At 74.5% G+C, this 11302-nt stretch carries 12 protein-coding genes and 1 pseudogene; 5 read left to right on the top strand and 8 right to left on the bottom strand.

What is annotated here, in order from left to right:
• Nucleotides 1–276: 276 nt before the first annotated feature.
• Nucleotides 277–1065 carry an SDR family NAD(P)-dependent oxidoreductase gene (locus ACFVHV_RS03155; protein ID WP_380348448.1) on the top strand — a complete coding sequence of 263 codons (789 nt, stop codon included), beginning with the start codon at nucleotides 277–279 and terminating at the stop codon, nucleotides 1063–1065.
• On the opposite strand, the gene ACFVHV_RS03150 is transcribed toward ACFVHV_RS03155, so the two are convergent.
• Nucleotides 1019–1981, bottom strand: coding sequence for an NAD(P)-dependent oxidoreductase (locus ACFVHV_RS03150; RefSeq protein WP_380348446.1), 963 nt, complete (start codon nucleotides 1979–1981; stop codon nucleotides 1019–1021). The genes ACFVHV_RS03155 and ACFVHV_RS03150 overlap by 47 nt on opposite strands.
• A gap of 104 nt (nucleotides 1982–2085) precedes the next feature.
• Between ACFVHV_RS03150 and ACFVHV_RS03145 the strand changes: the two genes are divergently transcribed.
• Nucleotides 2086–2634 carry a MerR family transcriptional regulator gene (locus tag ACFVHV_RS03145; protein ID WP_380348444.1) on the top strand — a complete coding sequence of 183 codons (549 nt, stop codon included), beginning with the start codon at nucleotides 2086–2088 and terminating at the stop codon, nucleotides 2632–2634.
• 4 nt (nucleotides 2635–2638) lie between these two features.
• Entirely contained in the window at nucleotides 2639–3412 is a 774-nt protein-coding gene (locus tag ACFVHV_RS03140) for a GNAT family N-acetyltransferase (protein ID WP_380348442.1), read from the top strand.
• A gap of 371 nt (nucleotides 3413–3783) precedes the next feature.
• Here the strand turns inward: ACFVHV_RS03140 and ACFVHV_RS03135 are convergent, their stop codons facing one another.
• From ACFVHV_RS03135 to ACFVHV_RS03105, 7 genes are all read right to left on the bottom strand, one after another.
• A complete protein-coding gene (locus ACFVHV_RS03135) occupies nucleotides 3784–4230 on the bottom strand; it encodes a hypothetical protein (RefSeq protein WP_359904358.1) in 447 nt (148 codons plus the stop codon).
• Nucleotides 4231–4234: 4 nt separating this feature from the next.
• A complete protein-coding gene (locus ACFVHV_RS03130; protein ID WP_380348465.1) occupies nucleotides 4235–5494 on the bottom strand; it encodes an amidase domain-containing protein in 1260 nt (419 codons plus the stop codon).
• A 2-nt stretch (nucleotides 5495–5496) separates the two neighbouring features.
• The gene (locus ACFVHV_RS03125) at nucleotides 5497–5829 is read right to left on the bottom strand and encodes a type VII secretion target (RefSeq protein ID WP_359904355.1); all 333 of its coding nucleotides are present in this window, start codon (nucleotides 5827–5829) and stop codon (nucleotides 5497–5499) included.
• 154 nt (nucleotides 5830–5983) lie between these two features.
• Nucleotides 5984–6355 (bottom strand): ATP-binding cassette domain-containing protein, encoded by a 372-nt coding sequence (locus ACFVHV_RS03120; RefSeq protein ID WP_380348439.1) that lies wholly within the window; start codon nucleotides 6353–6355, stop codon nucleotides 5984–5986.
• Nucleotides 6331–6681 (bottom strand): ATP-binding cassette domain-containing protein, encoded by a 351-nt coding sequence (locus ACFVHV_RS03115; RefSeq protein ID WP_380348437.1) that lies wholly within the window; start codon nucleotides 6679–6681, stop codon nucleotides 6331–6333. Before ACFVHV_RS03115 ends, ACFVHV_RS03120 begins: the two co-directional genes overlap by 25 nt.
• A gap of 31 nt (nucleotides 6682–6712) precedes the next feature.
• Nucleotides 6713–7504, bottom strand: a complete 792-nt coding sequence (locus tag ACFVHV_RS03110) for an ABC transporter ATP-binding protein (RefSeq protein ID WP_380348435.1) — start codon at nucleotides 7502–7504, stop codon at nucleotides 6713–6715.
• A gap of 854 nt (nucleotides 7505–8358) precedes the next feature.
• Nucleotides 8359–9057 (bottom strand): hypothetical protein, encoded by a 699-nt coding sequence (locus tag ACFVHV_RS03105; protein ID WP_380348433.1) that lies wholly within the window; start codon nucleotides 9055–9057, stop codon nucleotides 8359–8361.
• Between the two features lie 108 nt (nucleotides 9058–9165).
• Here ACFVHV_RS03105 and ACFVHV_RS03100 point away from each other — a divergent pair, with 108 nt between their 5' ends.
• Nucleotides 9166–9759 (top strand): hypothetical protein, encoded by a 594-nt coding sequence (locus tag ACFVHV_RS03100; RefSeq protein ID WP_359904343.1) that lies wholly within the window; start codon nucleotides 9166–9168, stop codon nucleotides 9757–9759.
• Between the two features lie 181 nt (nucleotides 9760–9940).
• Nucleotides 9941–11251, top strand: a pseudogene (locus ACFVHV_RS03095) (ABC transporter substrate-binding protein); the annotation flags it as partial.
• Between the last annotated feature and the right edge of the window lie 51 nt (nucleotides 11252–11302).

Raw genomic sequence — 11302 nt, 5'->3', positions numbered from 1 at the left:
GGGACCGTACCGACGGTCCCGGCCGCCGCCGTTCCGGCTCTCCGCCGGCCTCGTCCTCGCGCTCCCTGCGTGTCGCTCTGGAGCTTGTTCGCGGTCCCTTCGCAGTCCCTACGTGCTCCCTTCGCGGTCCTTTCGTGCTCCCTTCGAGCCGCTTGGCGTCGTCCTGGGGCTGCTCCGGGGCCGCTCCGGGACCGCTTTTGCGCCGCCGACCGTCCGGATCCGGCGTACCGGCCGAAGAGCCCCGGCTCCCGCCCGTCGGCTGGGTAGAGTCCCGCCATGGTGACTGTGAACGCGGAGAGCCCGGCGGGCGGGCGGCTGGCCGGCCGCTCCTGTGTGGTGACGGGTGCGGCCAACGGCATCGGGAGGGCGGTCGCCGAACGCTTCGCCCGGGAGGGCGCGTCGGTGGTCGCCACCGATGTGGACGCGGCCGGGCTGGACCGGCTGGCCGAACGATTCCCCGGCGCCGTCAGCACGGTGGTCGGCGACGTGGCCCGGGACGAGGACGCCCGCCGGATGGTGGCAGCCGCCGTCGAGCGGCACGGGCGTCTGGACGTCCTGGTGGCCAACGCCGGGATCATCCCCCTGATGGAGATCACCGAGGCCACCGCCGAGGACTGGGACCACGTGATGGCGGTGGACGGCCGCGGCATGTTCCTCACCTGCAAGTACGCGATCGAGGCGATGACCGCCCAGGACCGGCCCGGCGGCTCGATCGTCTGCCTGTCCTCCATCTCCGGCGAGGCCGGTCAGCGCGGCCAGGCGGTGTACGGGCCCGCCAAGTTCGTCGCCTCCGGCCTCACCAAACACCTCGCCGTGGAATGGGCCGACCGCGGCATCCGGGTCAACGCCGTCGCCCCCGGCACCATCACCACCGCGCGCGTCGCCCGGCTGTACGACGAGCCCGGTGGCCCGGAGTACCTCGCGGCGATCGAGAAGCGGCACCCGATGGGGCGGCTGGGGGACCCGGCCGAGGTCGCGGCGGCCGTCCTCTTCCTCGCCTCCGACGACGCGTCCTTCGTCACCGGGGTCGTGCTGCCGGTGGACGGCGGGTACCTGGCGCAGTAGGGCCGCCACCGGGCACCCGGCTCCCGGTGAGCAGCTCGACCAGGACGGACACTCCGTCCGCCCCGTGTCCGGCGCCGACCGCCGTCCGGGTGAGGGCGAGCGCCGCGTCCAGCACGGAGGTGTCCAGGCCGCGCGCCCGGGCGGTGTGCGCGACGTGCGCCAGCCCGGCCTCGGCGGAGGCGAGACTGCTGCGGTCGCCCGGATGCCTGCGCTCGTCCGCGCGCTGCGCGTAGCCGTCGATCAGCGGCGGCAGCAGGCGCGGCAGGCCCTGGGCGTACGGGGCGAGTTCGGCGCCGCCGATGCCCTCGGCGCGGGCCAGCGCCAGGGCGTGCAGGTAGCCGTGCACGGTGGTCCAGAACAGGTCGAGCAGGGCGGCGTCGAAGGCGCTCGCCCGCCCCGGGTCCGCGCCCACGTGGCGTACGGTGCCGCCCAGTGCCCGCAGTGCGGCCTCGTGGGCGGCGAAGGCCTCGGCGTCGCCGCTCAGGAGGACGGTGCCCTCCGGGCGGCCGACGGTCGGGGTGGGGGTGAGGACCGCGGCGTCCAGGAGGCGGAAGCCCCGGGCCTCGGCGTCGGCGGCGTTCGCCCGCGCGTCGTCCGGGGAGACCGAGGTGGCGTTGACGACGGTCCGGCCGCGCAGCGCCGTTCCGGCCGCCTCCAGCACGCTCCGGGCGGCCGGCTGGTCGCGGACGCAGAGCAGCGCGAGCGGGGCGTCCGCCACCGCCTCGGCGGCGCTCGCGGCCGACCGCGCGCCGAGGGCGAGCGGCTCGGCGTCCCGGCCCGGTGTGCGGTTCCACACGGTGACCGGATGTCCGGCGGCCCGCAGCGCCCCGGTGAGCGCCCGGCCCATCGGGCCCAGGCCCAGCACGGCAACGGCGGTTCGGGCAGGGGTGGTTGAGGAAGATCGTTCGTTCGGCACGGCGGCTACGCTAGAGCTTCACGCCGACGGCAGAGTCAAGGCGCAGAGGCACGGTGGAACGTCGCGGCGGACGGCGCGGACGCTCCGCCGAGGAGGTGTCCGCGATGCGGATCGGAGAACTCGCCCGGCGCGCCGGCGTCACCCCGCGCGCCCTGCGCTACTACGAGGAGCAGGGGCTGCTCGCCCCCGAGCGCCGCCCCAGCGGCTACCGCGAGTACGACGAGCGGGACGTGGACACCGTCCGGGGCATCCGCACCCTCCTCGCGGCCGGGCTCAACAGCACCGTGATCGCCGAGATCCTCCACGGCCTGCCGCTTCCCGGGCAGCGAACGCCCGGCCCGACCTGCCCCGAGTTGCTCGCCGGCCTGGCCCGGGAGCGCGCCAGGATCACCCGGCAGATGGACGAACTCGACCGGGCCCGGGGCCTGTTGGACGCCATCATGGGTGCTCGGGCGCCGGGCGAGGCGATCCGGTCCGGCCGGATCGGGGCGGCGGAGCGGACGCCGGGCGCGGATGCGGCCCCCGCGGATGCGGCCCCCGTGGGTGCGACCGCCGCGGGTGCGACCGCCGTGGATGCGACCGCCGGGGACCGTCGCCCGCGGTCGGCGGCACGGAAACTCGATGGCGCGCGCTCCCGGACCGTGCTGGAGTGAGCGGATGGATCATGACGAGGTGCTCGCCCTGTTCGACGACCGGCTCCGGCGCAACGCGCCGCCCGACCCCGGCTGCCGCGTCGAACGCGACGGTGCGGTGATCCGGCAGGTGGGCCCGGAGCACAGCTGGAACGGCGTCGTCTGGTCCGGCCTGGACGAGGCCGGCGCGGACGCGGCGATCGCCGCGCAGGTGCGCCACTTCGCCGGACTGGGCCTGGAGTTCGAGTGGAAGGCCTACTCCCACGACCGCCCCGCCGATCTCGGCGCCAGGCTGCTGGCGGCCGGCTTCACCCCGGAGCCGGACGAGGCGCTGATGCTCGCCCGGATCGCGGACCTGCCCACCGACGCGGCCCTGCCCGAGGGGGTCCGGCTGCTCCCGGTGACCGACCCGGCCGGGGTGGACCTGCTGATGGAGGCCCACGAACAGGCCTTCGGCTCCGAGCACCCCGGGCTGCGCGCGCGGTTGCTCGACCACCTGCGGCACGGCACCTCGACGGTCAGCATGGTCGTCGCGATGGCCGGCGACCGCCCGGTCAGCGGCGCCCGGATGGAGCTGGTCCCGGACACCGGGTTCGCCGGCCTCTGGGGCGGCGGCACCGCACCGGACTGGCGCGGCCGGGGCATCTACCGGGCCCTCATCGCCCACCGGGCCCGGCTCGCGGCCGAACTCGGCTACCAGTACCTCCAGGTCGACGCGAGCGACCAGAGCCGGCCCATCCTCCAGCGCCTCGGCTTCGCCTGGGTGAGCACGACGACCCCTTACGTGCGCCAGCCGTAGGCCCCGCCGAGGGCGGCCGAGGGACCGGGGCCGGAGGGGTCGGGAGTCGAGGGGGCCGGGGCCGGAGGGGCCGGGACCTGGGGAACTGGGCCGATCGGCAGGGGAGTACGGGGGTGCCGCTGCTCAGGATGTGCCGTTCGGTACATGCGGGGGAGGGCCGGCCGGGGTCATCGTTGAGGCACCACGAGCGGGGACCGTCCGGGTCCCCGGGGAGGAGCCTCGGCGTGTTCGACCTCTACCACTACCACCCGCGCGTCCTCGGCACGACGGCCGTCGTGCCCGCCGCCCTCGGCGGCTTCGCTCCCAGCCTCGGTCTCAGCCTCGGTCTCGGGCTCGGCCTCGGGTTCGTGCGCCGGGTTGCCCGGCGGCGATCAGGCCGGGAGCCGTGTCCGGGGCACCGCGGCCGGATCGACCGCGCCCGTGAGCGGGCCCTGCCCGAAGCAGCTGCTCCGCTGAGCCCCGGTGTCGTGCACGGCGGTCTGCACCAGGGAGTACTGGAACGGCACCCCGATCGCCGCCAGCGGCAGAAGTACGCACAGCAGGGCGTGCCCCGGGCCGATCCGGAACGTCCTGCGGCGCACGGCGGCGACGAGCTGCCAGCCGCCCCAGCACACCGAGACGACGGCCAGCCCCAACCCCGCCCAGGCGAGCGGCAGTACGGGGGCCGGGGCGCCGGGGCTGTCCTGGCAGCGGCTCACGAGCCCGTGGATGTCGCCGTCCGCGACGAGCGTCGGCACGCCGCACGCCCACCCGAGGCAGGCGAGCAGCAGCGGGCCGCCCGCCCGGAGCCACCGCGGGGAGCGCTGTTCTTCACTCATACGCCTAGTACCAGTCCGGATTCACGCGGACGAAGTGCAGCTTCTGGTGCCCGCGCTGCTCCTGGAAGCTGTCGATCCGGCCGCCCATGCTCGCGTTCTGCTGGCCGCCGCTGTGCTGGGTGTAGCGGATGTCCCCGTCCGGGGTCACCGCCGTCACCACCGCGGTGTGGTGGACGACGCCCTTCTTGTCCTGGGAGTCCTGGTCGGAGTCCTCCTCGTAGTAGACGATGTCCCCGGGCTTCACTTCGCCCGGCGGGACCTCCTGACCGCCGTGGCGCATCATGAAGTCGTGCATGTTCTGCGCCCCGGCCCAGCTCTTCGAATAGTCGAGCCGCTGGTCGAGCCAGTCGCCGCCCGCGTCGTCGCTGCGTCCCCAGGTGTCGTCCCCGCGCCAGCCCCACCACTGGTCCCACTTGGCGTGCACGCCGCCCTGGCGCAGCGCCTCGGAGGCGAAGTTGGTGCAGTTGTCGTCGAAGACGTCGATGGTGGTGTCGTTCCAGTGCTCCAGCGCCCACTGGACCGTCTTCACCCGGTCGTACTTGGCGTTGGGCCCGCCGCGCAGGCCCACCTTCACGTCGTCGGGGATGCCCGGGAGGTTGGCGAGGGTCACGGGGTCGGAGAGCATCAGCTGCTTGTGCTGGTTGTCGGTCAGCGCCTTCCACCAGTCGGCGACCAGTCGGGGGTCCTGCCCGCTGGGGATGCCCCCGGTGTACATGGACAGTTCGGTCTGCGAGGCTTCGCGCTGGAGCTGGTCCAGTGCCTTGCGCGGGTCGGTCTCGCAGGTCGCGGCGGCGAGCTTGCGCAGTTCGGCGGAGGCCAGCTTGTCGGCCTGGGCGGCCTCGCGCAGCGCCTCCTGGAGCATGGCGTTCACCTCCTGGACGGCGTTGTCGTTCGAGGCCGCCGCGCCGCCGCTGCCGTGGACGGTGGCGGTGGTCTCGTCGACGGTGAGGCCGTACTGCCGGGCCATGTCCAGGGCGGAGTTCAGGGTGAGCTTGGCCCGGGTGATGCCGGCGCTCAGCCCGTCGAGGATCATGACGACGCCGCGCATGATGTCCGCGCCGGCCTCCAGGATCTGGGCCTGCTCCTGGAGCTTGCGGCCGGCGGCCTCGCCGACCTTGTCCTTCCAGTTCTCCTTGAGCGGGTCGACACCGTTGGCATGGATGTCGTTGACGGCCTGCCACGCCTGCTTGGACAGGGAGAGCCAGGAGCTGGCGGCGGCATCGACGTCGATGCTGTTGGCGGCCTTGAGCGCCGCGATGGTCATCGTCACGGCTGCTGCCCCGGTTCCGTGCCCCCGAGGTCACCGAGTGCGGCGTCGAGCCGGCGGGCGTACTCCTGGTCGGCCTGGTCGTAGGACTGCGCCGACTCGTGCAACTGTGAGGAGTAGAGATGGAGTTGATCGACGACCGACTTCACGTGGGCCTGCCAGGCGTCGGCGCAGTCCTTCAGTGCTGGACCGGAGTCCCAGGCCGACATCGCGTCGGCGGCCGTGTGGCTGTTGTCGAGCCAGTGCCCGACGGGGCCGAAGGTCTTGGCGGCCTCCGTGAGGCCGTTCGCCGACTGTCGCAACGCATGTGTCTGGACGTGGATGTGGTTCACGGTCAGGTCCCCCTACCCGGCTATGTCGATCCCGATCGACATGGGTGCGGCCATCGTAACGACCGGTTTGGAAGGGAAAGGTCATCCGAAAGTCATGAAAAAGTAATTCAACGGGGCTGGTTGCCTTGCTTCCTGTCGGACGGTGGGCAGCCGGTCACCGGCGCGGAAACCGGGCCTCGTCCGGACCTGACGGGAAGAGACCGCCCGGGAGGACCTCCCCGGGCTCGCCGGAGAACACCACCTCGCCCCGGTGCAGCACGTGCACCACCGCGGCCCCGGCCAGGGTGTGCGCCAGCGACTGCGCGGCGAGCACGGCCGTACGGCCGTCGGCGGCGCCGGCCAGCAGGTGGGCGTGCAGCCGCGCGGTGACGGCGGGGGCCAGGCCGCGCTCCGGCTCGTCCAGCAGGAGCAGAGCGGGCCGAGTCGCCAAGGCCCGCCCGACAGCGACGAGTTGCTGCTCGCCACCCGACAGGACGCCGGCCCGGCGGCCCAGCAGGGCGATCAGCTCCGGGAACAGCTCCAGCACCTCGGCGCGCCCGGCCCACCCAGGAGCAGGTTCTCGGCCACGGTCAGCGAACCGAACACCCCGCGACCGGCCGGGACCACGGCCAGGCCCCGCCGCACCCGTTGATGCACCGACAGCCCGCCGATGTCCCGGTCCCGCCAGAGCGCCCGCCCGCCCGACAGCGGCACCACCCCGGCCAGGGCGTGCAGCGCGCTGGCCCGCCCGGCCCCGTTGCGGCCGAGCAGGACCGTGACGGCGGCGGACGGGAAGTCCAGGTCGACACCGTGCAGCGCCTCCAGCGGGCCGTAGCGGACCCGGGCGGCACGAAGGGCGGCTTCGACGGGCATCAACCCACCCCGGAGGTCGGGCGGTTCGGCATCATGTGGCGGCTCCCCGCGCCCGGGTGACCCGGGGATCGGTCAGGACGGCCGCGGCCGGTCCGGCGGCGACCACCCGGCCCTGCGCCATGGCGTTGACGGCATCGGCGAGTTCGGCGACCAGTTCGGCGTCGTGCTCGACCAGCAGCAGCGCCATGCCGTGCTCGGCGAGGCCGCGCAGGACGGACACCAGGCGGGCCGTCTGCGCGGCGTCGAGGCCCGCCGCCGGTTCGTCCAGCAGCAGCACCCGGGGCTCGCCCGCCAACGCCCGTGCCGGCTCCACCAGGCGCAACACCCCCGTGGGCTGCCCACCGGCCGGTTCGGCGGCGATCTCCTGCAAGCCGAACAACCGCAGCGCGCGGGCCGAACGCTCGGCGGCCGTCCGGGCGTCCACCCGTCGGGCGTACTGCTCGGCGCCCACCCGGACGTTGCCGGCCACCGAGAGGGTCGGAAAGACGGCGGTCTGCTGGAAGGTCCGCCCAAGCCCCAGCCGCACCCGCCGGTGCGCGGGCAGCCCGGTGACGTCCCGCCCGCCGAGCAGCACCCGCCCGCCGTCGGGCCGCACTGTCCCGGCCAGACAGTCGAACAAGGTGCTCTTCCCCGCCCCGTTGGGCCCGATCAACGCTGTGATCCGCCCCGCCCGCGCCACCAGGTCCACCCCGCCCACCGCCTCGATCCCCCCGTACCGCCGCACGATGCCCCGCGCGGTGAGCCGGGCGGTGGGGGGAGTGGCGCTCATGGTCGTGCCCGGCGCGCTGCGGAGCGGCCTGCCGTTGTGGGGCGGGGTGGTCATGGCAGTTCCTCCGGTGCGGTGATCTGCGCTGTGCGCGTGCGCGTGGGCGTGGGCCTGCGCCTGCGGATGACGATGCGCCCGTGCGGCCGGCCCCCTGCCCGCGGTCGGCCCGTGCGCTGCACTTTCCGCCGCGGCGAGCAGCGGGTGAGCCGAGAGCCTCGGGACCGCCCTCGCTGCGGTGCCCATCGTTCGGTCGCTCGTGGCTGTGATTCGCCGGTGACTTCGCCGGGTGGCTCTGACGGCCCTGCGGTATCGCCCGACGGGTTGGGCGCAGGGGGACCTGGTGATCACGACCGCCCGCCTCGCGCGGTGATCCTCGCTCCCCGGCCCAATCGGCCGGGCCGTACCCCGTGGGGTCGGTGGCAGCCAGGTGGGGCTGAACGGGCCCGCCGCAGCTCGTAGCCGCTGCACCGCTGTTCCGGAGTGTGCGTGCCCTGGCCCCTCGGGCAACGCCTGCCGCGGTCCGGCGGAGACAGTCGTCCCTCTCCCTCCGCGGGCTGTGCGACAACCGCTGTCCGTGGCCGAGGGGCTTGCCGGTCCTTGGCCCGGCGGCTCGGTGGTCCTCGTCGCGGCTGGGGCCCCGAAGGTTCCGCCGGGTCCCCCGATGGCCTGCGTGGTGGGGGACTTGAGGATCATCGCCGTCCGTCCCGTGCGATGAGGGACCGTAGTCGGCGGCCGGTCGGGGTGAGGCGGGACGCGGGGAGAGGGGCCGTCGGGGGTGGGCAGCGGCCGGGGAGGGGGAGGGCGGCGAGTCCGCCGGGGAGGCGGCCGATCGTGGCGGCGAGGACGCCGACGGCGACGGCGGAGACTCCTGCGACGGTGCCGGCGTCGAGGGGCGACGGGCTCATGGGCGGTCAGCCACTCGGCGGGGCGGACTCCCCCGGACGGGTGGGGCCCGGCCCGGCGGCGAACGGAGAGCAGAGCGGGCAGGGCGTCAGGCCCCGGGCCCGGACGGCGTTCGCGTCCACCGGTGCGGCCAGGTGCTTGCCGGCGACCAGTGGGCAGTCCGGCCGGTGGTAGCGGGCGCCCTCGGGGACGGCCAGCCACCGGGAGCCATCGGTGACATCGGCCTCGCTGGCTTCGTCGGCCTGCCCGGAACGGTCGGCCGGGTCCGGTGGAGCGGGCCCGGCGTCCGGTTCGACCAGCAGGTCGTACAGCCGTTCCACCCGTCGGTCGGTCAGATCCGTGTGCTCCGGCGGGGACGGCGGTCGCAGTGCGACCAGGAGGGTCCCGGACACGATCAGTGCCGTGCCGGGGACGGTGGACGAGGTTAGGTAGGGGACCTGCTGCTCGACGAAGCGCTCACCGGAGGTCCCGTACCAGCCGAGCACGCACAGCACCGCGCCGACCGCGGCGAGCAGCCGGCCCGCCCACTCCCGGGCGGTCCGCAGCGGCCGAGTCCGACGGAACCCGTCCCGACGGATCCCGTCCCGGAGGAACCCGTCCCGACGGAATCCGTCCCGGACGGCGCGCAGCGGGTGGCCGCAGCGTCGGACGGGCGAACCCTCCGGGGCGTTACGGGTGATTTCTCCGTCGGATTGTGATTCGTCCATGGATCCGTCTTCATGGTGTCACTTGAGACGTTTCCAGGATCGGCCTGGAACAGCATCCGGGACACGGAGAGCGGGGCCCGGGCGGCGCAGTCGAGAGGGAAGACCACCATGCACGTGACGCGAAGCGGCACCCCCGAGGACGCCCGCCGGGCCCGGCGGGCGGCGAGCGTACTGCTCGTCCTGCTGCTCGCGGGTACGGCGGCGGCGTGCGGCAGCGACGGCAAGTCCGGCTCTGCGGCCACCTCCCCGGCGGGGACGGGTGCCACCGTCACGGCGACCGCCACCGAGTCCGCCCCTGCGACGGCCACCGCCACCGCCACCGGCACGGCCCCCGCCGACCCGGCCGCCGCGAAGGGGGAGATCACCACCAACTGGGAGAGGTTCTTCGACCCCGACACCCCGATCGCCGACAAGGCCCAGCTGCTCCAGGGCGGCGACGAACTGCTCCCGGCGCTCCAGGGCTTCGCCCAGGACCCGAGGGTCGGCCAGGTGCAGGCGAAGGTCGCCGGCGTCGCGTTCATCGACGCGAGCGACGCGACCGTCACGTACGCGCTCTCGCTGCAGGGCAACGTGGTGGAGCCGAGCGCGACCGGCCAGTCCGTCCTCGACAACGGCACCTGGAAGGTGTCCCGCTCGACCCTGTGCGGTCTGGTCACCCAGGCCGGCGGTGCCACGGCCACCCCGATCCCCGGCTGCGGCTGACCGGATGCGGCCGACTGCCCTGCCGCGCCGCCCGGCCGACGACGCGCTCCCGCGCCGGCGGCCCGGCCGTGTCCGGGCGGCGGTCCGCCCGGACCGCTCCCGCGGCGCCCTCACCGGCCGCTTCGCCGTCCTCCTGCCGCCCCTCGCCGCCCTGCTCGCCGGCTGCGGCACCGGCTCCCGGCTGCCGGCCGAGGCCTTCGCGACCCGCCAGACCCTCGCCTCCCCTGCTGCGGGAGCCACCGGTGTGACCGGAGCCACCGGTGCGGCCGGGAGCGCCAACCCCGCCTCCGACACCGGGGTCACCGCCACGGAGGTCAGGATCGGGCTGGTCACCTCGCTCACCAGCCCGGTCGGCAGCGAGGTGTTCAGCGGTCCGCGCTACGGCGCCCAGGCCTTCTTCCAGGCCCTCAACGACCGCGGCGGCCTGCACGGGCGCACCGTCCGGCTGGTGACCTGCGACGACGGCGGCAGCGGGGTCGGCAACCAGGACTGCATGCACCGGCTGATCGACCGGGGACACGTCTTCGCCTTCGTCAGCGGCAGCGTCCTCGACTACGCGGGCGCCCCGTACGTGAGCGGCAAGGCGGTGCCGGACGTCGGCGGCCAGCCGATCGGCACGGGGTACGACCGCTGGCCGCACCTCTACGGGAAATACGGCTGCGGCGCCCCGCGCGACGGACGGTCGATCGGCTGGAACGGCACGCTCTACCAGGGCACCGAGGTCTTCCGGTTCTTCAAGCAGCGACTGGGCGCGACCAGCGCCGCCGTGGTCGCCCACAACCAGGCCGACTCGACCCGTTACGCCGGACAGCTGAAGGCCGGGCTGGAGGCCGAGGGGTGCCGGGTGCTGCTCCGGACGGTGGACTTCGCGCTGCCGAACTTCCAGGCGGTGGCCGCGGCGGTGCACGCCGACGGCTCGCAGCTGCTGTTCGACGCGATGGACTCCCGGGGCAACGCGGCGCTGTGCCGGGCGCCGGACGAGGCCGGGGTGACGGTGGCGGCGAAGGGCACCAACGTGCAGAACTGGTCGGAGACGGTGCGCACCGACTACGCCTCCTCGCCGGACTGCCGCAACGCGCTGTGGGCGACCTCGTCGAGCCTGAACTACGAGGACGAGCAGTACCCGGCGGTCCACGACTTCCGGACCGCGATGGCCCGCTACCACCCGGACCGGGCCGCCCTGCTGTCCGCCTGGGAGTTGGAGGGCTGGGCGGGCGCGCAGTGGCTGACCGACGCGTTGGACTCCTGCGGCGTCGCGCCGACGCGCTCCTGCGTCGAGGCGTTCATGAACCGCGCCGAGCCCTACGACGCGCACGGCTTGATCCTGCCCGCCTCCTTCGTCCCGCAGCCGCCTCCCACCGGGCCGACCCGGGCGTGACTGAACGCCGCCCGTTGGCAGGACTCGGCCCAGGGCGGGCAGGGCGGCTGGGTCACCCAGGTGACGTCGATGACCACGAACTGCTTCGATGTGCCGCAGCTGCCGTACAAGCCGTGGCGCAGGGTCCGATCGACAGCCGACAGCCGACGGATTTCAGGTAGCAGC

Origin of the sequence: Kitasatospora sp. NPDC127116, assembly GCF_042677365.1 — a bacterium.
GTDB lineage: Bacteria > Actinomycetota > Actinomycetes > Streptomycetales > Streptomycetaceae > Kitasatospora > Kitasatospora lactacystinica.
This window is presented reverse-complemented; position numbering and strand designations above follow the sequence as displayed.